We start from the raw sequence: 23622 nt of genomic DNA, 5'->3' as shown, positions 1-23622 counted from the left end.
ATAGAGTTTTACACTGGTGACGTAAATCTTTGGGGTAATGTTTATAATATTGCCAAGCCTGGCGGATCAATGAATCGTCAGTAACTTTCATTTGTTTTTTTTCCTAAAGCCTCGGAATAGAGCAATGCATATCTGGCCTGTTCAGCCCGGTTGCCTTCTGGTTTGAGTTTTTGTAGTATTGCTAATGCACTATCCGGGTTGTTCTGCATTAGCTTTTCAGCCTCACTAAGGCGAGGGGTCTGTTCCCTGTTATAACAACCTGTAAAATAGAGAATAGCTGATAGTCCAATTATAATTTTATATTTCATATTGCGAATATTAGGAGTAACAAACACATTTCGATGCGGAAAGCTTTTATTAGAAGAAATATAATTATTATTACATTCTTTGTATCTCAACAGAAACCATAAATACTTTTTTTGCATGATTCCCTGCATGATAGTTCTCAATTCCTATATATACCATTTCCAAAAACAGACAATAACCAAAAAGTTATAAAATATGCAGGCTTGGGAGTTTAGTATTCTTCATCTTATTATCAACTTTAATTATGCGCTGCTTTATACCATAATGTATTTTCTTTCAGCACAGTCATAGGATTGTCACTCGGATCGGATGTTGTTATACCGGAAAATGTATTGATAGGAATAATACCTTTGGCCATAGTGTAGAAATTTTTTGTATGGGTTTTATATGGAACAAGATGATTTAGCTGCTCTCTAAATTGGTTTAATAATATAGGATCGTTACAGAGTGAGGTTATATAATCTGCAAAATCATAAAATATTACAGGAGTATAACCATCTAAACGTTGGATTGTTCCCCTCAGGGATTTGTCAAAAGAATATTTACTATTGATACTTTTTATGATGGCTGCCATATTCTCCAGTTCTGAACAGTCCGTTACTGCTAATGTCCCACAAGGCATTATTTCATAGGTTGAATAAAAATTGTAAAATTCTTCACATCCCGATTGATAATCGGGATTCCCCAGTAAATATTCCCCAATAGCGGCATAAGGCATTCCGTATGCCATCATCTCACTGGTAGAACCAATCAAATATTTTGTAACATCCTTTAATTCATAGGCAACCTCTATAGATGACATATAACAGTCATCAAATAGAATATATTCCATTTTCATGCCTGCATTAGCAATACCGGAGGCTAGAGATTTTATATCTGTTTGGTATTCGGCGGTCAGTCCTCCAAAATAACGTGTCAATGGAACACCCTGATATTCCCAATGCATTTTCATGTGAGGTGCGGAACGCACTTTCATCTCATAAACAGGAAGCCATCCCATACCGTGACATCCTATAATCATGGTATAAACAGAAGCCGGAGCAAATGCCTTTACATCATTTAAAATTGCTGTTATCCCATCGATTGTCGTAAAAGGCGGAGACTTATATTTTTTAAGTATTTCACGTTTACATCTCCCGTGAGAAGACACAATTTCAAACATCATGGCCTCCGTACTACCGGTAGAAATAAAAACAATTACTTTCTCATTGTTCAGCCCTATTTTCGTTATACATTTTTCCAGGTCAGATATGTTATTATAAAAATAGTTCGTCAAATTTGAGGACCATGGCAAATACATGAATAATGTTTTCCGGTTGGCTTCTATCTTTTGATTTTCCTCCTTCTCGCATGAAGAAAAAAGTAAAATTCCTCCCAATAAAAAGATAATGCTAACCTTTACGTAGATTTTTTTCGTTGTTTTCATCCTGCAAATTGTCCAATAACTCATTATTACTTTTTTATTATAGCCTTCCATTGTAAAATCTCTATTTTATCTTAAATGTGAATTGTAAATAACCATTTCCTGATATTCATAGAATCAAATCCTCTTATAATCTTACAATATTATGACTCATTATCTCACAATATATTGAATATTCTAATAAACAGCATGAATTTAATCGTTTATAACACGAGATGATTTTCTTTTCAATGCCCTATGGCAGTTCTCATTGGAGACACTGCCGAATGGCACTTGTTTCCGTTTCATTCTTGCAAAAAAAGATGAAACGGTTTAACAGGAACAACTGCCTGTTGAAACAATACCGGCACCAATGTCACAACAGGCAGTTTTATGGTTACTTATGGCAGTCCAAACCGATTTTCAAAGCCAAATCGCTCCGGCTTCCACATCCCCTGACTTATAAGTGTAAATTATAAACTCTTCAAGCGCTTCTTTCCATGTAAGATTGAAGGTTCCCATAATTGAATGTATGGCACGATTACTTTTTTCATCAAGCCCGTCTTCTTCCACCCCTTCGGGGTTCGTGTCTTCGTCTACCCCCACAGTCTCTTCACGGCTCCAGAACACCACTACCGGAATGTTTAGGTTGATATCCCATGTACCACGCTGGATCAATATTCCGGAAGGTTTATAGAACGGATCAAAAGTACCTGTTTCCGGATTGCCCTTGGATTTGTAGCCGTGATAAAGACGAATTTTCAGGTCGAATTCCTTACGGTCTTTCAAAAAACGGATAACTCCTTTCAAACCTATCGGGTTACTGTCTCCTGTTATTTCAGCTTCCTTGCTATGTTTGGTCTTGTCCCAGGGGGTAGTGTCCACATAAAGATAATCCACCAATTTCTGCGGTTCATTGTCATCGGCTTCCGGCTGACCGTCAAATGTGGGTTTTACATTTTCAGGCGTGAAGAAATGTTGATGAATATTATCCTGCCCGTTTTCTATAAACTGGCTGTTCATCAAATCTCCTTTGGCGTTATAGTAATAGATGAACATCAAATAAACGGGAGCCGGGGTGTATTTCCCATAAGTATAGTAGTCTCCATTTTTCTGCACGTAGAACTTGCTTTGACTGCCTTCGGCAAGCCTCCAACCCTTGCCGGCTTTCAGCTCATAAGTTATTTCCTGAATACGTTTCATGTGCTTGGCCGGAGATTCCGGATTCTGGTGAGGTCCACCGACTTTCTGTATTTCATTCCAGTCTGCATGCAGGTGACATTCCACAAGACGGATAGTCATTTTGGAAGGATCTTCATGCAATTTATTATCTGTCTCATTTTCAGGAATTACAGGATCTTTACTGCATGAATTGAACAACAACGAAAGAGCTGTTCCTATCAGGAACATCAATGCGATTTTACATACATTTGTTTTCATTTTTTATTTATTTGGTTAATAATAATTGTTATAAATCAAAAACTCCAGTTCACTACACAACGTACATCAGATCCCATGTCATGTGCATAGTAGCGTGAACGGTTAGTGTATTCTTTATATTCTTTGTTCAAGATATTGTCTGCCGCTATCATGAATTGTAGTTTGTATCCGTATTTTACAGGACACTCAAAGCTAGCAGCGAACCCCAAGAGGTGGTATGCCGGAGGGGTATAGGGAATAAGATCCGTATTCGAGTCAAACCGGGTCTGTTTTGCCACGAATCGATGTCTGATACTCAAACGTAATTTGGAATGCGATTTGGTTTCGTGAAGCCATGAGAGGTCATGGCTGAAACGGGAAGAGGGGATATAAGGAAGGTAATTTCCTGTCGTCTGTTCATTTGCCCGTATAAAAGAAGCAATCAGGTGATAATCCCATGAATTTATGGGCATGAAGTGAAAGTCAAAATCCATTCCGCGAAAGAAAGCCGGGGTCTGTTTGTATTGGAATACAGGGTATACCCCCGAAATAACAGTGATGGTTTCTTTCTTCGGTTCATCATAGATATAGCCGCTTATCCATTGCAGGTAACCGTCCATTCGGGCACTGAATACCTTATTGCTGTAACTGATGGAAGATATCCATTTATAGCTCCTTTCGGAGTGCATGGTAGAATCTCCTTTGACAAACATTCCGGATCCGAGTTCATTTCCGTTGCTATATAATTCATACACGTGAGGAGCTCTCCAGGCCAGCCCGAAATTAGTGGTGAGCTTCCATTGGTCAGAGAAATGATGATGACCTCCCAGACTGTATGATACGTTATTGAACTTTCTTGTTCCTCCATAGAGACTTCCTGTCCAGTCATAACCACTGGCACGGGTTTCCTGTCCGTCAAAACGAATACCTGCTTCAATTCCTCCTTTACTGTAATTATACTTCCCGATACCATATATTCCCATCTGTGTCTCCGTATAGTTGGGAATAACGGGAACAATACCTGTTCCTGCCTGACTGTGATTATCAATGAACATAATTTGTCCCCCAACCTCTGTTTGCCATGAATTATAATTCAATTTCCAGCAGAGAGAGTTTTGTAATGAGTTTAAGTGCAGGGAAACAGCTGGAATGTCGGAACCCAGACGCCGGATGCGGTTTTCCTGTCGGTCGTCCTTCTGCCAGGAACTTTGCCAGTAAAGATTTCCTGCGTTCCGCATACTGAACTTCATTTTACCAATGGCTGTCTGATGGGTAACTTTTTGATATGGGTATGCGATACTTCGCGTGAAAGGATCTGTGTACAGGGGACGTCCCAATCGGATACGTTCTGCCAGCAGATCTTCACTTCCCATCTGGGCACTGAACATTACTCCCGTCCGGTTGTAAAAGTGACTGTAGAATCCTTCTATTCTTAAACGTCCACGGTCATAGCCGAGTAAAGCGGAGGTATGATGTTCTCTGGCTCCAGTGTTATTTAGAAGATAGTTTGCGGTGGAACGGTCTCCGGAATTTGAATATGTCCCCTGTACTCGCCAGGCAAGGTCACGGAGAAAAGGGAAAGTGCCTTCCAACTGTCCGGTCAGCACATAACGGTGACCATTACTTCCATAAAGTATGGAAGTCTTTCCTTTCAAGGCCTTCTTCCGGAAGGGTAAGGGAGCCTGTTCCATGACAATAATTCCTCCCAAAGCTTCTGAACCATATCGTACCGCGTCAGAACCTTTTATCACCCGAATGGAAGCGTTTCCGTTCATATCCACTTCAGGAGCATGATCAACTCCCCATTGTTGGCCTGTCTGGCGGGAACCATTGTTTATGATTAATATCCGGTTGCCATACATTCCTTGGATGACAGGTTTGGCAACTGTCGTCCCCGTACTGATGGAACTTACGCCACTGACCTGTTCAAGCAGAGAGGTGAGAGAAGTTCCCAATGCGCGATTGATTGCGAAGGAAGTAAGGTTGTTGCTTACCGTATTCCGAGTCACTCCGGAGCACTCACCGGTAATAATGACTTCTTCCAGAATTTTTATCTCCGGATAAAGATATACTGTTTGAATATTCACCTTTTTGAATGCCTCACTCAAATATATATATTGAGATTTGTAGCCCAAACTCTGTACAAGAACTGTATCCTTGGAATTTGTCTTCCAAGGGATAATGATTCTTCCTCCGGTTGAACTGGCAAGGGGTTGATTCTCCAATAAGATGTAAGCTCCTTCAATCGGACGTCCGGTTTCCTTATCTACAACCAACAGTGTCCTATGTGTATCTGATTGCTGTCGGTATTTCTGTGCATACATCCTTGTAGGAGATATTGCACACAGCCAGACAATGAATAGACACACATATTGGAAATATGCATGAAATGTCATACTTTACGAAAATTGTAATGAAGTTATAAATTGTTTAAGATAACCAAAGGGCACAGCATCCCTCTTTCACATGTCATCTTATAATGCATGCAACCCATGAGAGGGATTGTAATAGTTGGACAGGAGGAGCGCGGAGAGACAATAGGGGAAAAGTAACAGTAATGTCCTTCTCCTTTTGGATAAGATATTCAACGGGGTTCTCTGTCTGAACGCAATTGTACTCAAAGCTCTCGGCTTCGGTAAATGAAGATAAAGTGAACAGGCAGATAGCACATTTATCGGCAGAATCATGATGGGAAGATTGTTGCTCATCATGAGATATACATAAATCTTCTTTGTGAACATGAAAGGCTTTCACAAAGAAGAAAGGCATCATAGTCAGCAACAATAAGCATGCCACTATGGCTCTGTATTTCCGCTTTTTTCTTGCATTATCCATTAGGTTGTAAAGATAGCAGATTGCATAATTGTACGCAATACCTATAAATGATGATTTTACGATCAAGTACGATTAAATATATTGTCCCGATTATTTTGATATGGGAATCAAATAAATCGACACATCGTTACCGGCTGTATGATAACAGGCTATAATAAATCTTCCTATTTTTATTCCTGTTCATATTGGAGGGCCTGTGTAAGATACCCCCTAAAACCAAAATGATTCTTCTCCCAGAAAATATTCAGTAATGATCTCTTGATAAGTTTTGACCGATGAGCATTATTATTTTAAAATCAAGTACTTCGATTCTCATATAATTGTTTTTAAATTCGTTTAAAATTGAACGGTGTCCAATTGTTACGATAATACTTCAGTTCACGTTGATATTTCGAGGACGCAAAGTACGGCTCATTCCCAAAGCATAAGAGAAAGGATTGATGTCGAAATCGCGTTCAAATGTTCCGGTTACCATATTCTTTCTTTGCGGAAGTGTACCTGGAAAGTTTTGGTTACGCCAATTTCCTTGTACAGATATGCCAGCTTTTATCTTGTCTTCATTCCAATAGAAAGATTTTTTTATATTTATTGGTCAAGAGAGGCTACTACTACCCTCCTGAAGTTAGTAAACGGAATCATTTTTTACTTCCTCTTTTTTTCTTATTGTTGTGCATTAATAAATAAAGCTCTTGCAAGAAAAAAAAGGAATATTTTTGTCTTAGATATCATTGTGAATTTCAATTTAAATATAAACACAATATTGGACCGGATCAATTTGTCACAAATCATTTTATAACGAAGAAGGTATGTGTATGGACATATTAAAAAGAATAGCGTCACTCGTCAATACCAAATCATTAGCACCAATCATTTGAAAAACAATATACAAAAAACGCTTTCCGCCAATCTCCTTTAATTGGGCGGAGTTAAGTTCAAATCTTACATTATCCAAATATATATCCTTTACAGAAGAAAAGAGACCATTCAAGACGTTCTTGCTCCATTTATTCTTTTCCCATTGCAATGAATCATGATCCTTAATTACAAATTCCACATACTGTATCCATCTATCTATAGAATTGGAAAACTTATTTTTCACATCACCATAATTACTATTCTTAAGTTTATTTTTCACAAACTCATGCAAATCCGGTGTTGAGTAGGCTATCAACTCATTCTTCAATTCACTTAAGGGTTTAAAACCGGTGAATATTTTATCAAATTCTGCAAGCAACAAGCCACCATTACCCTTTGCATACATGCTTAAATGTAGTGTAAGCATGTTGCCTGTGTCGCTTTTTTCTTTCAGAGTTGTACTGATTTCCACAGCATACGCACTTTCATCATATGAAAAAATGTGACCATTAAATAGAGATGGATTTTCATATATCCCTCTCATATACTTCTGTTTTATAAAATCTGTATTTACAGTAACCTTTCCTTCATAATATTTATTCTTGTCAAACAGAAGTGATATTCTTTTTTTAGACCTACTATTATTGTACCTAAGATAGAAAGAAAGCTGATTTTGCTCATATTTTATATCTTCAAGAACCGTCTTCTCAAGATCTTCCAGAGTAAAAAGATATTTTTCTCCCCCTACATTTATAGAATAAAAGTCCACTAACCGGCCTAAATTCTCAATTGTAAACATGTTCACTTTATGTAATCTGTAAAAGCTATCAAAATCAAGCTTTGCATAATAATCAGCATTTGCTTTCCACTCAGCTTGTGCACCATTAACCATTTGATAATCGTCAGGTTTGCTCACAAAGCCGGTAAAAGTGAATTCATTCTTAAAAGGTGAACCATTTACCGTGCCTGTAACATATAGCACAAATGAGCCTTTTTGATAATCTTTCCTTTTCACTACAGCCTCAGTTATTTTTATCATTTTCCCGTTTATCTGCAGCGTCTCTTTCTGTGCTTCAACAAGTCCTAACGCAACATTTATATCTCTAGACATATCAAATCTAAAATAAGCTGCAACATCCTCTTTAGCCACAGCGGGAACTGATCCGGATTGTTCACTATGAGATTCTTCCTGTTGCCTGGGATGTCGATTCCGGGATTCAATCGGATCATTCTCACCACAAGCAACTAATAACATTATACAGACAAGAAATAATAGGCACCTTTTTATGTTAAAATTTCCTACCTTAAACAAATCACATGTCCTATCACACATAAACATTACTGTCTTTTCAATATATATTGTGCTGCGAGCCGCCCGCTATTGTTGAAGATTTCCGTACTGTCAGACAAGACCACTGCGTCGTCGAGAACTTTATAATATGTTTTGGCACCCGATGAAGGAGTAACCAGTTCAATGATGTTTTCGCCTATCATATTATATACACCGCTCTCTTCAAAAATACCATTCTCCTCACCCAGATACTCACTCCGCAAATCATAAGTTGCATCACTATTAATTTTCAATGTCGTTTTGATGCCACCACAGTCGGCACAAGGTAATATGCCTTCATAGGTGCCATAACAATCTTTGTTTTTGCTATCCACTACTCCGGCAGCACTATTTTCTTGTTGTTTATATTTCTTCCCAGATCCAACACAGCCTGATGTTACTATTATCATGGCTGCTACCAATAAATGCAATTTAATCAATTTCATAATTTAAAATATTTAACATATAATTTGAGGTTAATTATAACTCGCAAGATCATTATATACAAAGACTTATTGTAAATGCATAGCAGTATATAACGAAATTATCTTCGTCTCACTCGCTATGCATTACAATAAAATTAGAAAAAAAAGAAAACTATTTAACCGTCACATTGATAGTTCCCGTTTTCTTATCCTTATCTGTAACTGTAATAGTAGTTTTTCCTGCCTTAACTCCTCTTATGTTGACTTTATTTTCCTTGACTGATACCGTAGCAATATTGACATCTTTCGCAACGGCAGAATATGGCTGTGCACCACCTTTTACTGTTACTATACCATCTTTTCCAACACTCACAGTAATAGATTGTTTATCAAAATCCAGTCCTTTTGGAGTTTTTGGGGTCTCTTTTACAGTTCTTACAGTTACAGCAACTTTTCCTGTAACTCCCTTCCGGTCCGTAATAGTTATCATTGCTGAACCATCTTTTACACCGGTAATTACAATCGCATTTTTATCTGATTTCGCAACTGCGATTTTTGCATCACTTGATTTCGTCGTATATGGTGCAGTACCATTACTAACAGACACAGTAACCGTTTTACCAACTGCAACTTCTACTTTATTAGGACTGATTTTTAAATTGGGCTTATCATCATCCTTATCACATGATACCAATACAAAAGAAGTTAAGCAACAAATCACTAATGCCATCGATTTTAAAAAAGGTTTAGTTTTCATTTTTGATAAATTTAAATTAATAGATAAAATGCTAATGAGTACTCATAAATAAAAAAGTCAGATTTTTCTTACTTTTTCTTTGCCAGCAAAAATAATAAAGCGAAATTGTATTTGAATTATAAAATGATTTTAAAAATCTAACACCTCAATTCATATACATCTAACAATCAACACCTTAGTGTTATGAAACATTATTTTATCTCACATTGAACTAACATCTGTTCGAAAAGCATAAAAAAACAATATTATTCCAATATCAAACTTAAAAAAATATGTTTCACATTGCTAATTCTGATTATATGGTCAATCTTCATAATAGAGTGATACACTATTATAACACCGACTGTTACAGTATCCCTAACAGTGTTTGAAAAAGACCCTTTTTATGATATTTCACAAATACCATATATTCCCTATAATATTATTCTTAATTAGTGAATGAGCCATTCAAAGTAAAAATTGAATGTATTTTTAGCATATTCTATAAAAATCAAGAAAGGATGGCCAATTCAAAAAGTATTTTATCCAACAAACGGAACATTCTTTTTACAAGTTGAAGGTGGTATCACTCAACTATAATTGTGGATGATCAAAAACGTGTGTTCAAACCATACACAATAAATCTTCTATAGCACAAGATTTCTTGAACAGCAAGAGATAGGTACTCGCAAGTCCACGACAAAACGTTTTCCGAGGGGATACTGACGAACTTAAGGATATTGAAATGAGGTACCATACAAAAGTCGGTTGTTGTCACCAATATTATCTTAAAATAACTCATCTACAAAAGCTATGTGTTGTGACATCGTATTGTTAAAAAAACATTGTCATAAACGTCTGACGTCTCTTGATAGATTTACTTTTAGAGGGTATCATATAGCTATCTTCCATATCGTTTCGAGTCGCTTTCTGTACTCATTTGATATCATTCAGGCCATACTCTTGAACATTCACTCATGCAATAGGGGCACTTAAGTTCTAATAAATAGATTATCTCGCTAGCAGTCTCATCTCTCACCACACAGCTAGATTTATTATAAAGTTAAATTCAATGCTCGTGCAAACGGCTGTTTGTTCTGATTTAATGTACTCTTTGTTTGAAGGCACAAAGATATAATGAGTATCTAATATTCAAATAAACTATGTTTTAAGACTTTTTATGACACAAACAAATACGAATGATTTGAAAAATAAATTGATTCTCTTTCATAAGATGTTCTTTCCTATAAGTTAATAAAAAAAAACACTTTATATAATTTTTTTTCTCTTCATTTTTTCGAAAAGCCCCAGTCTTCCATTTTTTATAGAATATCATTTACATATTCCTATTTTTTCCATCCATGCATTATATACCTCATTTTTAGGTGAAGTTCACCCACTCTCTCCTCTTATTTTAGTCAGATTATGCTGCCGTTTCTTTTTTTTTCTTCGTGACCTTTTCAATCATACATACCGCATTGAACGTATGTACTCCAAAGAAAATCCAAAATATTTCCACTTCCCTGTTTCTGGCTTTTTATTCTGGTCTGTAAATAATATTATTTCTACATTTTAAAACTTCCTTTCAATCTGGTAGCACTTTCATGGCTGAGTTCTGACCATCAAATCTTACGAAATGGAGCAATTTAGATAGCTCAGACCTTGTACTTAAAGAAGTGTTTTGTAAAACTTTTTAAATTGATATTATTAGTGTAGCTTGAATCCGCAGCAAGTACCTTAATCCTAACTTTGATCAGTTGTTGTAAATGAATACAGTCTTTCAAATGTATTACTTCGTTAAAAGCCGTAAAGGAGATATGTTCTATAAAGGAGATTTCATCTATCTGTATACTGTTGACTTTGCCTCCGAATTAAACGGATTTGTTTTTTCTTGCCTTAATAATAGTCTGGAGGGACTAAATATTAAGGAAATTTGCTAATTACTGACGAATCACATTAACGATTTAGGATTGGTTAGTGAATGAAGAGGGGCAATCTGAACACCACTAAATAACTGGTAACGAATATTACTAGTTAAATATTTAATCAGTTATGAATATGAAAAGTTGATATAGGACTTCAAGACTACCAAGGCCATTTTATTTTCAGGAGAAAAAAATAACTTTTACCCCCCCAAAAAAAAGGAGAGGATGTCAAGCATCTGTTGGGTTATTCCCAAGAAAGTGAACAGAGTATGGAAGCTGCTGATTTATTCGTTACAACTTTGACGATAATTTTTAAGCATATCGAGCGGTGTAAAATCTACCTAAACAAAACACGATTTCTTTTATATCTTTATCGTGTATTTTTATTTTAGATTTTCATCGGTTGGATTTAACCGATTGAAGAATAAACTTTTAGCAGAGTATTTGAGAAATAGAGGTAACGAATTAGCAACCGTGCAAATTTCAGCGATTTGCGGTGCTATGTTGTCAAATAACTCTTTGTAAATACAAATAAAATATTTAGTACAATTTTGAAGACATCATTAATAACCTTATTTATATCCATACACCTTTGGTTTGTTTCCCTATATTTATTGATAATCTTTTATTCACATATTTGGTAAATATTTCAATCTACGTAGATTTTATAACTAATAGAGTATAAACAATACAAGCTATTCCAACAAATAAAGCTACGGCAGAGCATTTGGTAAATATTGTATCTTTATTTTTAATACCATACATAAGCCCAATAATAGCACATAAAGGAATACCGACAGGAATAATCGTCAGAAACCAAATGAGCATTTTATGATACCCATTGCTGTTAATACTTTGTTTTTCAAATTACTCATAGCTACCATTCTCATTGCTTGTTACTCTTCGCATCTCTTTCTTTATTCATCAACCGCCAAATAGCTTTCTGATATTTCAACTTGGCGAACATCTCGTCATCTTGGTTATCTATCTTTAAGGTCATTACCCGAATACTTGGGGCAGTGGGATATCGGCTTCTCACTATATCATCCACTAGAAACCCGCATAGTCCGGTAGCCGGTTCTGTAAACAAGAAACCTTGAAACATGAGATTAATATAGTCTGCATTTTCGCAAAGATACGCCTTGTACCTCTTATATGTATCCAACTTCATATAATCTTCTGCACGGCTGCTGAAATTTGGCTTGGCAATTTCTTCGCATAAGGCAGATTCTAATTTGCTGTAGGTGGCAGTATCTAAATCTCCCCACCAATAATGATCTTCGGGATTGACCGACATATCCACCCATTCAGAAGCCTCCCAGTAGTCTATCGCAAACACAATTGAATCGGCTTTCTCTTTGGATGAGTAATAGATGGAATCTTTCTCCCAACCTTTGAATATACTTTCAATAGAATCTATTTTCTCTTTCCTAATTTTATTATATATGTTTTTTAAATCGTAGCCATGAGGTAACGATATTTGAAAAACACCGTTTTCAATTCTTGCATTCACCTTTGGATTTGTGATTACCGTATCGTCAAGTACAAAAGCTATATGTTTGCCAATCGCCTTTTCTGTTTCTTTTGCCCATTTTTTTAGTTTATGCTTGCTTATTTGCCCCACAATTACGCATGTCCCATTTTCATCAGAATCCATTCGTAACGAAACAAAATCTTTTACTGTTACAATAGACTCTTTAGCAATACTGTCTTTTTGCTGTGATAGGATGTGATACCATCCATTCTCATAGTGGGTTTTATGTATTTGATTACAGGAAGCGAAATAAGCAATTAAAATAAGTATTCCGAATAAATTCTTTTTTTGCATGTTCTTATATAATAAAAAAATAAACTGTTATCTGTTCCTGAATTGTATCCGTCAGATATATTTAAAGCATTATGTTTCAAATTAGCTACTTCTCCAAATATATAAGCAAAAGTAGATTGTTTGCCTTTTTAAGAAGACTGTTCAAATCTGTTTTGATATTGTTTTTCTTGATCACAACTTATAAGATGGATTGTGTATAGTTATTTCATCTCGCCAAGCATATTCCTTGTTTTATCCATATAATTACTGAAATGCGCCTTTACCTGTCAAAAATATATTACTGTAAATAATGTACCGTTTTATCCCAAAAGATTTAAAAACAGTTCTTTATTTACTATTTTTGCAGATTTGATACGTGATTTGAGCCGTGATTTTCGAGCATATACGTTAGCCACCGTATCCTTCATGAATAAGCTAATTACTTGTGGTGAGAATCCTACAAAAATATAGCATAACAGCCTGATGTCAGAAGTTTTCATGGTCGGAAAATCTTCCTTGAGCTTGTACATGGCATTGTCATGACAAGTGTTTACGATTTTTTCCAATTCTTGCAGTATTTCATTGCTTTCTGCAAAATCTGTAATTATCTGCTTTACTTCATTAAATATGACTGACTGTTGCGATGTTGTATTTTCACGTTCATAGTAGGTCTTTCCAAGTTTATCGACAATGTCAAAGCGTGAAGCAGCCAATCCTCTTAAATAACTTTCCGTAGTCTGCTGTTTTTTCACGCGTTCAGTAAGAGCCTTGTACTCGGAATTGGCTTTCTCTGTCAATAACAAATAATGGTTGGTACGATCACGTTGCATGCGTAAACGTTGGCGGACGATATACCAGGCAATTCCAATAATAAAAAAGGTAGCGGCTGCTATAGCTATTTCCCAGACAGTCCGGTTTTTCATTCTGTATTGGGCGAATTTTGTTCGCTCTTTAAAATAGTCCCGCTCGACCATACCGGCGGAGAATTGCATGTTTGAGCGCATTATTGAATCGTTCAAGTAGATATAGCGATGTACATTGTCCGTTGCTTTTTCAAAATTTTTAGCCTGCGCTTCGATATGGTATGCAGTGTATTGTAGTTCTGCCATGTCGCAAATATCAGTAGTGTGCGCCTTTGCAAGCTCCAGATAATACCGTGCACTGTCTATATGATTCTTCAAAAGACTTACATCTGTCAATGTGTGATATCCATATACCGTATCCTGTCGGGCGGAAAGTTCGATTCGCTGTAACAGGTCATTGGATATATGCCGTTTGGATATCACATATAGTGATGCAAGATTAGTAAGGCTGACTTCTATCAGATTACTGTTATTATGTTCATCGGCCAAGTCAAGAGCCGCCGAATACAGCCTTATTGCTTTTTCTATATCTTTTGAGTGAAAAGTAGCGGCTGCCATGTCAAGGGTTACCTTTGTCTCCTCCTGGATATCACCCGATTGGCGGAAATTATTTCTGGCTTCGTGGAAATAATGATATGCCCGGCTGTAGTTCATTTGTTTATAATATACTTCACCGATCTGTCTGTATAAAAGCCCTTTGTAATAAGATTCATCGGTATCTGTCAGTTTCTCTTCTATTTTGAGAAAAAGACGTAATGCTCCCGGTTTATCACCTGTGCGTAATTTAATTCTTCCCCAATAATATAGAGTTTTACACTGGTGACGTAAATCTTTGGGGTAATGTTTATAATATTGCCAAGCCTGGCGGATCAATGAATCGTCAGTAACTTTCATTTGTTTTTTTTCCTAAAGCTTCGGAATAGAGCAATGCATATCTGGCCTGTTCAGCCCGGTTGCCTTCTGGTTTGAGTTTTTGTAGTATTGCTAATGCACTATCCGGGTTGTTCTGCATTAGCTTTTCAGCCTCACTAAGGCGAGGGGTCTGTTCCCTGTTATAACAACCTGTAAAATAGAGAATAGCTGATAGTCCAATTATAATCTTACATTTCATATTGCGAATATAATAATGTGTTTTATTTTTTGCATGGGCGATTAGGAATATTTTACCAATATAAATTATTCTTTAACTTATATGATTATCGCTCGCTATTTATATATATTTTTTATTGGGCCTAACAATATATAATTGCTTATTAGCATATTATATAATATGTATAATCGTAATAGTACAAAATAGCAGTAAGTTATTGCTATTCAGAGTAAAAGTATCAGTTCACTCGTTGTTGTTAAAAAATAAACTTGACTACCCTAAAGGTGTAAGTGTAAGTGCTTTTTTGAATTTTATCAAGGGTGTTAGATATGTGTTAGATTATTAATTGAACCATTTTTGCAAACTACTGATTATAAGTAAAATAAAAATCAATGTATTAGATTTATTCTTTTGTCCTACAACTAAAAAGCTCTGCAATCTTTTTACTTTTGCATTCGAAAAAAATAAAACAATAGATTATGAAGAAAATTGCTATTTTATTAGTTTTTACTTTGGGAACATTTATTGTAAATGCCCAATCAGTTGTAGAAGGAACAAAGTTTATGGACAATTGGTCTGTAGGAGTGAATGCAGGAGCAGTTACCCCTCTCACTCACGCCTCTTTCTTTAAAGGGATGCGTCCCGGTTTCGGAGTTGGAATATCCAAACAATTAACTCCTAGTTTTCGGTTTGGAATTTCAGGGAATGGGATATATCAATACAACTCCGAGTAAAACAGCTTTTGATGTTTTAGATGTCAGCTTGTTAAGTAAAATTAACTTAATAAATCTATTTGCAAGCTATCGGGGCAAACCTCGTTTGTTTGAGATAGAAGCTATTGCCGGAATGGGGTGGTTGCATTATTATGTAAATGGTAAAGGAGATGACAATTCATGGTCTACCCGTCTCGGATTGAATCTTAATTTCAACCTCGGTGAAACAAAAGCATGGACATTGGGAATTAAGCCCGCTATCGTATATGATATGCAAGGTGATTTTAATCAGGCAAAGAGTCGTTTCAATGCAAACAATGCAACATTTGAACTGACTGCCGGATTGACTTATCACTTCAAGATGAGTACTGGGAATCATTACTTTACTAAAGTAAAAGTCTACAATCAGAGCGAAATTGATGATTTGAATGTTGCTATTAATGCACTTCGCGAACAGGTGGGCAGTCGTGACAGAGAACTAAACAATGCTAACCAAAGAATTAGCGGTTTGCATAAAGAGTTGGAAGAATGTCGTACAAAGGTCGTTCCCATTGAAACAGTAGTCAAGACTGCCCGCGTTCCGGAATCTATCATTACTTTCAGACAAGGTCGCTCATCAGTGGATGCATCACAGCTACCGAATGTGGAACGTGTAGCCTCCTACATGAAGAAATATCCCGATTCAAAAGTCATTATTAAAGGGTACGCTTCTCCAGAAGGCAATGTTGAGATCAACGCAAAAATTGCTACCGCACGTGCAGAAGCTGTAAAAACAATCCTTGTTAATAAATACAAGATTAATACGTCTCGTATTACTGCCGAAGATCAGGGAGTAGGTGACATGTTTACCGAACCGGATTGGAACCGTGTAAGTGTATGTACTATCGAAGATTGATGTAATAAGAATATTTGGAGTTGTTGAAGGTAAATAAAAAAGGAAGCCCGAAATCTGAGGGCACTGAAAAAGTTCTTTTTCTCCGTTAGCTCCTCTTCTTATGAATTGGCTCCAAAGTTGCATGGCGTATGATAAATTTCATTTGCATGCAACTTTTCCTTATATTGGTAGTGAGTAATCGTCTATTGGTATACATGCACGCTGGCAACGACACTCTCAAAGGAGACTTTGAAAGAATGCAACTTCAGTCCGCTTTTCCCATCTGCTCCGACTACGGCTCGGAGGCTATCGTCCTTCTGATCTTTGACCAAAAGAACTTCTTGGTCTTTGATTTTTTTGCTCATATTACTATGTATTTAATGACGTCAGTAGCGGTTTACAGACAAAAGTAAACAAAAAAAAGTGAGTGCTAGAGATTGTAAATAAGTGAGTATTTGTAGCTTTGATATGATTAGGAGTAGCATATTGAAAGTTATAAATTTCATTTGCTGAATTACCATAAATGGGGAATGGTAAGTAAAAAAATCATCATTTTAAGGTATTGCAACCGAAAAAATATGTGACTAATTTTGCGTTATAAAATAAAGAATTATGTTCTGACCTATGCAAACAACGAAGGATTATATACGTAAGCTATTGCTGGAAACAGCGCAGAAAGCTTTTTTCGAAAAGGGCTTCAAGTCGGTGTCTATGCGTGAGATTTCTAAGTTGTCGGGCATTGGTCTGAGCAATATATACAATTACTATCCCTGTAAGGACGATTTACTGGTTGATGTGTTGCGTCCTCTTTTGGCTGCTATGTACAGGATGCTGGAAGATCACAACCGACCGGAGAATTTCTCCCTTGACATATTTATCTCAGATGAATATCATCGTGCATCTTTGCAGGAGCTTATGGGCATTATAACTCGTTACCGAAGTGAATTAAATTTACTGTTTTTCTCTACGCAGCATTCTCGCCTCAAAGATTATTTGGAAGAGTGGATTGAGAAGAGTGCCACAATAGGGATGGAATATATGGAAAAGATGAGAAGACTCCATCCGGAACTACATACCGATATTTCTCCGTTCTTCATGCACTTCACCTGCTCTTGGTGGATTAATATGATGAAAGAGGTGGTGCAACATAAGGAACTTTCCTGCGAAGAGATAGAGTGTTTCATCAGTGAGTATATTCGCTTTAGCACGGGAGGATGGAAGAAACTCATGAATGTAAAGAATGAAAGATGAAGGCAGAACTATTGAAACATCCTGTCTGTCAAGAGATAACTAATCAAAACATCCGTTTCTCGTCTTGTCTGCAATGCAAGCCTTGCGGAAATGATTGTACGATTGTAAACAATCGAATCTCTTTTGTATTTGATTCCGAGACAATAGGCATCAGCTACCTTCTGCTCGACTCCACACCTATAGCCTGCATGGACAGATGCTGCAATCTTGTCAGGCAGCGTTTCGTTTGATGCAGGAGTTGGAACGCCGAGTCATTCCAGAAGAATCACTAAATAATAATCAGCATATGAGTATCATCAACATCATCAGCAACGACGAATTAACACTCGTACAAGGAGTCAACGGGCTTTTCTTCTGCGAGGAGTCATGGGTTACGCAAAGCAGGGCAGTCTCCCGTATCGGAAAGGTTTTGCCCAAAGAAATTATTGGGACGAAAGATCAAAGTACCAACATCGTACATCCGCAGACTGACCGAACTAAACTTAGTTGCCAAAAGCATGAAACGTCTTATTTCTAAATCTAACTGTTTCTCCTACCGAGCGAGCCGCCTGCAAAGAGCGGCTCGCTTTGCTTCTGAACAAAACAAACTTTTGTTCTCTTTTGACGCACTAACTTCCAATCCATCATAGCCATGTCTCAACCAGTACTTATAGCATTTTTCCTAACATCGTTTGCCGGTATATCCACAGGGATAGGCAGTGCGATTGCATTTTTTGCTAAGCGCACCAATACTTCATTCCTTTCTCTTTCATTGGGATTTTCAACAGCAGTAATGATTTATATGTCTTTCGCCAATCTGTTTGCCTCTTCTTTGCAGACTCTTGCCAATATACATGGCAAGGACGACGGAACTCTTCATTCCACACTTTCTTTTTTCGGGGGAATCGTATTGATTCTACTTATTGATAAGCTAATTCCTCACTACGAAAATCCACACGAAATGCATCGGGTGGAAGAAATGAGCTTAAAGGAAGAACGAAAGACTGAAATAAAGCCTCAATTATTACGCGTCGATGTAGTGACAGCCTTGGTGCTGGCAATACACAATTTCCCGGAAGGTATGGTTACGTTTCTTGCAGCATTGAAGGATATAAACATTGCTATACCTATTGCCTGTGCCATCGCCATACATAATATACCCGAAGGCATTTCCGTCTCCGTTCCGATCTATTATGCTACAGGTAATCGTAAACGGGCCTTTTGGCTTTCATTTCTATCGGGATTGGCCGAGCCGGTAGGAGCCGTCATCGGCTATCTTATCTTGGCACCATTCCTCAATGACCATGTTTTCGGCGTTATTTTCGGGATGATTGCCGGTATCATGGTATTTATCTCGCTTGATGAGTTACTACCCGCTGCCGAAGAATACGGTAAGCACCATCATACTATCTATGGTTTGGTAGCAGGCATGGCGGTTATGGCACTCAACCTGCTGATGTTGTGTTAGCAAGACTAAGTAATATAAAAAACATAAGTAAAAAAAAGAAAGAATATGAACACTTCTCACTCCTGCCGTTGTCACGTGCATGATGCCCACAAAGAGCATTCTTGTGTCCACGCACATTGTCACCATTATCATATGTAGCCCCAAAGTGGAAAGCTATTTCTCGTCACGCTGCTGAATGTGTTGAAATGAATGAACTTACCAATAACAAACGATATGAAAATAGAAAGAATCAATGACTGGTTTGCCCGTCAGGGCAGATGGATGGTACAAAAACGATGGCTTGTACTAAGCTTGTTTATCCTCGTCTTCGCCATAGGATTTACAGGGTTAAGATATTTCAAGGTGAGTGCTTCGTGGGAAAACTACTTCCTCGAAGACGACCCGATGCTTGTCAAGACCAAAGAATTCAAGGATATATTCGGCAATGACAATTTTGCCGCCGTACTGACCCAATGCGACAATTCGTTTATGAAAGAGAACTTAGAGCTCATCCGCGAACTCACGAACGAAATGATGGATAGCATTTCATACGCCGACAAAATCACTTCGCTCACTGACATCGAATTTATGGTAGGGAATGAAGAAGGAATGACTATCGAGCAGATAGTGCCTGACCTTATTCCCACTGATGCGGCAAGTCTGGAAACGATACGTCGCAAAGCCTATATGAAGCCACATATTGCCGAGCGGCTTGTCTCCAAAGATGGTACGCTCTCGTGGATTATTCTCAAGTTGCGTACCTTTCCTAAAGATTCAGTGTGGAATAAAGGTAAGAATGCCGTTTCTCCTGAAGTGCTAACGGGGAATGAGCTGGAGCATATCATCACTAAAGACAAATACCAAAAGCTCCATCCCAAAGGCACAGGCTTGCCCTACGTTACCGCCATGAAGATGAAATGGATTGGCAAAGAGATGCCCCGTGTGATGGGCATTGCCGCACTCGTTTCCATTCTTATTTTGTTACTCATAACACGCTCCCTACGGGGCGTTGTCGTTCCACTTATCACGGCGGCAGGCTCAATTGTGATTGTGTATGGACTGTTGGGATATGTCGGCATGACGATAGACAGCGGTATGATGATGATACCTATGCTGTTGGCGTTTGCCGTCTCGATAGCCTATAACATACATATCTTTTCCTATTTCAAACGGCAATTCCTTCTACACGGAGAACGTCGACGAGCCGTAGAAGAGACCGTGGGTGAAATGGGCTGGCCTGTGTTGTTCAGTGCACTCACCACCTTTGCCGCCCTGCTGTCGTTTCTCGCTATTCCGATGCAGCCCATGCGGTTCATTGGTATCGCTACCTCCTCGTGCGTGATGCTGGCTTTCTTCATTGCCATTACACTGATGCCCGTGCTGTTGAGTTTTGGCAAGAACGGCAAACCTCATCCCAAAGTGCAGGAAACCGGCGGACGGTGGCTCGACCATCAACTGGGGCGTTTGGGAGAAAGCGTACTCCGGCATGGCACATTGATCCTATGGATTGCAGGGCTGCTTACCGCAGCACTCATTTATCAATTCACCAAGATAGAGACCGCCTTTGACATAGAACGCACCATGGGACGTAAAATAGCCTATGTAAACAATCTGCTGGAAGTAGGTGAAAGCGAACTGGGATCCATCTACACCTACGACGTCATGATAGACCTGCCCGAAGACGGCTTGACAAAATCGCCGGCAATGCTTGTACGCTTAGACTCTCTGGCACAAAAGGCCGAAGGCTATAAGCTAACCAAGCGAACGACTACAGTGCTGAATATCCTAAAAGACCTGAATCAAACCCTGCACGAAGGAGATGCGGCTTATTATCGTATTCCGACGAATCCGGAAGAGGTGGCACAACTGCTGCTCCTTTACGAGAATGCAGGCGGTAGCGAAGCGGAATATTGGATCGATTACGACTATCGACGTTTGCGCCTGATGGTGGAGATCAGCAGTTTTGACTCCGGCGAGGTAGAACGAGAGTTGAACGATATTGCAGCCAATGCCGCCAGGCTCTTCCCCGAAGCTTCTGTCACTACAGTGGGTAGTATTCCGCAATTTACCGTGATGATGCAGTACGTGGCTCGCGGGCAGATGGTTTCATTTGCCATCTCTCTCCTTATTATCGGCATCCTAATGATGTTGGTCTTTGGCAGTGTACGCATCGGGCTTATCGGTTTGATACCCAATATCACTCCGGCTTTGGTGGTCGGCGGACTGATGGGATGGCTGGGCTACCCGTTGGATATGATGACCGCAACCATTATGCCGATGATCCTCGGTTTGGCTGTCGACGACACCATTCACTTCATCAACCACGGGCATTTGGAGTTCGACCGTCGAGGTAATTATCGGGATGCCATTCTCCGCTCGTTCCGTACGATCGGGACACCAATCATTCTGACCAGTGTCGTGATATGTGCGAACTTCGCTATTTACATGACTTCCGAAGGCCTCTCTTTTATACACATGGGTCTGCTCTCCGTAGCGGGTATCGTATCGGCACTCGTGGCCGACCTCTGCGTTACACCCGTGTTATTCCAAAAGTTCCGGTTATTCGGGAAAGAGATAGAAACCAATGAAACAATCAATTAATATGAATACATTAAAGAAACTTCAATTTTACATGGGCAAACGCAAGGTGCTTATGCCCATAGCCCTGACACTGTCGGGATTAAGCGGTCTGCTCTCGCTTATACCGTTCATCTTCATTTGGCTTATCGTACGCTCGCTACTATTGACTGGCAGCGTTGCCTCAGGAATCCCTATCAACGTCTATGCATGGTGGGCGGTAGGCACAGCCGTTGCCGGCCTTGTCATTTACTTTGCCGGGCTGATGCTTTTGCACTTAGCGGCGTTCCGGGTAGAAACCAATATGCGACGTACGGCTATGAGAAAAATCATGCAGATGCCGCTTGGCTTCTTCGACCGGAATACCAGCGGACAGATGCGTAAGATTATTGATGAAAATGCTTCTGAAACCCACACGTTTGTCGCACATCTCTTGCCCGACCTGGCGGGGAGTTTTATAGCCCCGCTGTCGGTTATAATATTGATCTTCGTCTTCAACTGGCAACTTGGTCTGGCGTGCCTGATCCCCCTCACGGCGGCTGTCTTCATCATGACACGGATGAATACAACTGCTCAGAAGGCGTTCCAAAATGAATACCTCGGAGCACAAGAGCATATGAGCAGCGAAGCGGTGGAATACGTACGTGGTATTTCGGTGGTGAAAGTGTTCCAGCAAACGATATTCTCTTTCAAACGTTTTTACGACAGCATCATCGCCTACCGGGATTTAGTTACCAAATACACGCTGGGTTGGCAAAAGCCGATGTCACTCTACACGGTGGCCATCAATAGCTTTGCTTTCCTACTTGTCCCCGTAGTCATATTGCTTATCGGCAACAAAAGCGAAAACATTGCCCCCATCATCACCGATATGTTCCTGTATGTGCTGATTACTCCGGTGATAGCAACCAATGTGATGAAAGTGATGTATCTGCAACAAGATATGTTTCTGGCAGATCAAGCCATAAGCCGGGTGGAAAACCTGACGAGTAGTGAACCACTCCCAATAGCCGAAAATCCGGAGAAAATCACCGCTTGCGATGTGACATTCGAGAACGTTTCGTTTGCCTATCCCAATGCCGGTCAAAATGCCGTAGACGGTATCAGCTTCCACCTCCCCGAAGGGAAGACTTTTGCCCTTGTGGGGCAATCGGGAGGAGGGAAGACCACCATTGCCCAACTCATTCCCCGCTTTTGGGACGTATCAGCAGGTAGTGTGACGATTGGCGGAATAAATGTGAAAAACATTGCCAAAGACAACCTGATGAACCACATCGCTTTCGTCTTCCAGAATACAAAACTCTTCAAGACCTCTTTGCTGGAGAACATCAAATACGGTAATCCGGCAGCGAGTGATGAAGCCGTGCAACGTGCCATAGACCTTTCCCAAAGTCGGGAGATCATCGACCGGCTACCCAACGGATTGAACACGAAGATAGGAGTAGATGGAACATTCCTTTCGGGAGGGGAACAGCAACGCATTGTCTTGGCCCGGGCCATCTTGAAAGATGCGCCGATTGTTGTCCTGGACGAAGCAACAGCTTTTGCCGACCCCGAAAACGAACACCTGATACAAAAAGCCCTGCACGAGCTGAGAAAAGGAAAGACAGTGTTGATGATCGCCCATCATCTGACTAGCGTACAGGATGCCGACAAGATACTGGTGATAGCACAAGGCAAGATTGCCGAAGAAGGCACACACAGCGAGTTGATAGCCCGAAACGGCATCTATAACAGCATGTGGAATGAATATCAACGAACCGTGACATGGACGGTATAAACCTCAGG

At 39.0% G+C, this 23622-nt stretch carries 15 protein-coding genes and 4 pseudogenes; 7 read left to right on the top strand and 12 right to left on the bottom strand.

Annotated features, from left to right (window positions below; all coding sequences use genetic code 11):
- The 11 genes and pseudogenes from BSAG_RS24900 to BSAG_RS0222855 form a co-directional block, all read right to left on the bottom strand.
- Window positions 1–308: pseudogene (locus BSAG_RS24900) on the bottom strand (hypothetical protein); the annotation flags it as partial.
- 236 nt (window positions 309–544) lie between these two features.
- Entirely contained in the window at window positions 545–1732 is a 1188-nt protein-coding gene (locus BSAG_RS16025) for a clostripain-related cysteine peptidase (RefSeq protein WP_008771494.1), read from the bottom strand.
- Between the two features lie 399 nt (window positions 1733–2131).
- Window positions 2132–3148 carry a hypothetical protein gene (locus BSAG_RS16030; RefSeq protein WP_004313753.1) on the bottom strand — a complete coding sequence of 339 codons (1017 nt, stop codon included), beginning with the start codon at window positions 3146–3148 and terminating at the stop codon, window positions 2132–2134.
- Window positions 3149–3183: 35 nt separating this feature from the next.
- Window positions 3184–5523: a TonB-dependent receptor gene (locus BSAG_RS16035; RefSeq protein WP_004318683.1), complete on the bottom strand. Its 2340-nt coding sequence runs from the start codon at window positions 5521–5523 to the stop codon at window positions 3184–3186.
- Window positions 5524–5596: 73 nt separating this feature from the next.
- Complete coding sequence (locus BSAG_RS25525) at window positions 5597–5962, bottom strand: hypothetical protein (protein ID WP_008017067.1); 366 nt, start codon at window positions 5960–5962, stop codon at window positions 5597–5599.
- A 286-nt stretch (window positions 5963–6248) separates the two neighbouring features.
- A pseudogene (locus BSAG_RS25185) lies at window positions 6249–6548 on the bottom strand (hypothetical protein); the annotation flags it as partial.
- A 204-nt stretch (window positions 6549–6752) separates the two neighbouring features.
- A complete protein-coding gene (locus tag BSAG_RS16040; RefSeq protein ID WP_004318688.1) occupies window positions 6753–8156 on the bottom strand; it encodes a hypothetical protein in 1404 nt (467 codons plus the stop codon).
- Window positions 8156–8593 (bottom strand): copper resistance protein NlpE, encoded by a 438-nt coding sequence (locus BSAG_RS16045; RefSeq protein WP_004318689.1) that lies wholly within the window; start codon window positions 8591–8593, stop codon window positions 8156–8158. The genes BSAG_RS16040 and BSAG_RS16045 overlap by 1 nt, the downstream gene beginning before the upstream one ends.
- Window positions 8594–8744: 151 nt before the next feature.
- Window positions 8745–9329, bottom strand: a complete 585-nt coding sequence (locus BSAG_RS16050; protein WP_004318691.1) for a pilus assembly protein N-terminal domain-containing protein — start codon at window positions 9327–9329, stop codon at window positions 8745–8747.
- Between the two features lie 2790 nt (window positions 9330–12119).
- Complete coding sequence (locus BSAG_RS16055; protein WP_004311519.1) at window positions 12120–13061, bottom strand: SecDF P1 head subdomain-containing protein; 942 nt, start codon at window positions 13059–13061, stop codon at window positions 12120–12122.
- A gap of 299 nt (window positions 13062–13360) precedes the next feature.
- Window positions 13361–15014: pseudogene (locus BSAG_RS0222855) on the bottom strand (tetratricopeptide repeat protein).
- A 458-nt stretch (window positions 15015–15472) separates the two neighbouring features.
- On the opposite strand from BSAG_RS0222855, the pseudogene BSAG_RS0222845 reads away from it, so the two are divergent.
- Window positions 15473–16601, top strand: a pseudogene (locus tag BSAG_RS0222845) (OmpA family protein).
- 182 nt (window positions 16602–16783) lie between these two features.
- Here BSAG_RS0222845 and BSAG_RS25180 read toward each other — a convergent pair.
- Window positions 16784–16945: a hypothetical protein gene (locus BSAG_RS25180; RefSeq protein WP_004318703.1), complete on the bottom strand. Its 162-nt coding sequence runs from the start codon at window positions 16943–16945 to the stop codon at window positions 16784–16786.
- Window positions 16946–17204: 259 nt separating this feature from the next.
- Here BSAG_RS25180 and BSAG_RS16060 point away from each other — a divergent pair, with 259 nt between their 5' ends.
- The 6 genes from BSAG_RS16060 (at window position 17205) to BSAG_RS16075 (ending at window position 23614) form a co-directional block, all read left to right on the top strand.
- Window positions 17205–17831 (top strand): TetR/AcrR family transcriptional regulator, encoded by a 627-nt coding sequence (locus BSAG_RS16060; protein WP_004309917.1) that lies wholly within the window; start codon window positions 17205–17207, stop codon window positions 17829–17831.
- The gene (locus BSAG_RS24005) at window positions 17828–18061 is read left to right on the top strand and encodes a hypothetical protein (protein ID WP_004318707.1); all 234 of its coding nucleotides are present in this window, start codon (window positions 17828–17830) and stop codon (window positions 18059–18061) included. The genes BSAG_RS16060 and BSAG_RS24005 overlap by 4 nt, the downstream gene beginning before the upstream one ends.
- Window positions 18062–18117: 56 nt before the next feature.
- Window positions 18118–18348 (top strand): hypothetical protein, encoded by a 231-nt coding sequence (locus BSAG_RS0222840; protein WP_004309916.1) that lies wholly within the window; start codon window positions 18118–18120, stop codon window positions 18346–18348.
- Between the two features lie 114 nt (window positions 18349–18462).
- Window positions 18463–19278, top strand: a complete 816-nt coding sequence (gene zupT / locus BSAG_RS16065) for a zinc transporter ZupT (protein ID WP_004309915.1) — start codon at window positions 18463–18465, stop codon at window positions 19276–19278.
- A 213-nt stretch (window positions 19279–19491) separates the two neighbouring features.
- Entirely contained in the window at window positions 19492–21858 is a 2367-nt protein-coding gene (locus BSAG_RS16070; protein WP_004309914.1) for an efflux RND transporter permease subunit, read from the top strand.
- A gap of 1 nt (window position 21859) precedes the next feature.
- Complete coding sequence (locus BSAG_RS16075; protein ID WP_004312982.1) at window positions 21860–23614, top strand: ABC transporter ATP-binding protein; 1755 nt, start codon at window positions 21860–21862, stop codon at window positions 23612–23614.
- The last annotated feature ends 8 nt before the right edge of the window (window positions 23615–23622 follow it).

This window comes from Bacteroides sp. D1, from assembly GCF_000157095.2.
Lineage (GTDB): Bacteria > Bacteroidota > Bacteroidia > Bacteroidales > Bacteroidaceae > Bacteroides > Bacteroides xylanisolvens.
The sequence above is the reverse complement of the archived record's forward strand: the minus strand, read 5'-3'. Positions and strand labels throughout refer to the sequence as shown.

Coding starts and splice junctions, on each gene's coding strand:
- BSAG_RS16025 (WP_008771494.1), bottom strand. CDS start 1,732: ATGAAAACAACGAAAAAAATCTACGTAAAGGTTAGCATTATCTTTTTA.
- BSAG_RS16030 (WP_004313753.1), bottom strand. CDS start 3,148: ATGAAAACAAATGTATGTAAAATCGCATTGATGTTCCTGATAGGAACA.
- BSAG_RS16035 (WP_004318683.1), bottom strand. CDS start 5,523: ATGACATTTCATGCATATTTCCAATATGTGTGTCTATTCATTGTCTGG.
- BSAG_RS25525 (WP_008017067.1), bottom strand. CDS start 5,962: ATGGATAATGCAAGAAAAAAGCGGAAATACAGAGCCATAGTGGCATGC.
- BSAG_RS16040 (WP_004318688.1), bottom strand. CDS start 8,156: ATGTTTATGTGTGATAGGACATGTGATTTGTTTAAGGTAGGAAATTTT.
- BSAG_RS16045 (WP_004318689.1), bottom strand. CDS start 8,593: ATGAAATTGATTAAATTGCATTTATTGGTAGCAGCCATGATAATAGTA.
- BSAG_RS16050 (WP_004318691.1), bottom strand. CDS start 9,329: ATGAAAACTAAACCTTTTTTAAAATCGATGGCATTAGTGATTTGTTGC.
- BSAG_RS16055 (WP_004311519.1), bottom strand. CDS start 13,061: ATGCAAAAAAAGAATTTATTCGGAATACTTATTTTAATTGCTTATTTC.
- BSAG_RS25180 (WP_004318703.1), bottom strand. CDS start 16,945: ATGAGCAAAAAAATCAAAGACCAAGAAGTTCTTTTGGTCAAAGATCAG.
- BSAG_RS16060 (WP_004309917.1), top strand. CDS start 17,205: ATGCAAACAACGAAGGATTATATACGTAAGCTATTGCTGGAAACAGCG.
- BSAG_RS24005 (WP_004318707.1), top strand. CDS start 17,828: ATGAAGGCAGAACTATTGAAACATCCTGTCTGTCAAGAGATAACTAAT.
- BSAG_RS0222840 (WP_004309916.1), top strand. CDS start 18,118: ATGAGTATCATCAACATCATCAGCAACGACGAATTAACACTCGTACAA.
- zupT (WP_004309915.1), top strand. CDS start 18,463: ATGTCTCAACCAGTACTTATAGCATTTTTCCTAACATCGTTTGCCGGT.
- BSAG_RS16070 (WP_004309914.1), top strand. CDS start 19,492: ATGAAAATAGAAAGAATCAATGACTGGTTTGCCCGTCAGGGCAGATGG.
- BSAG_RS16075 (WP_004312982.1), top strand. CDS start 21,860: ATGAATACATTAAAGAAACTTCAATTTTACATGGGCAAACGCAAGGTG.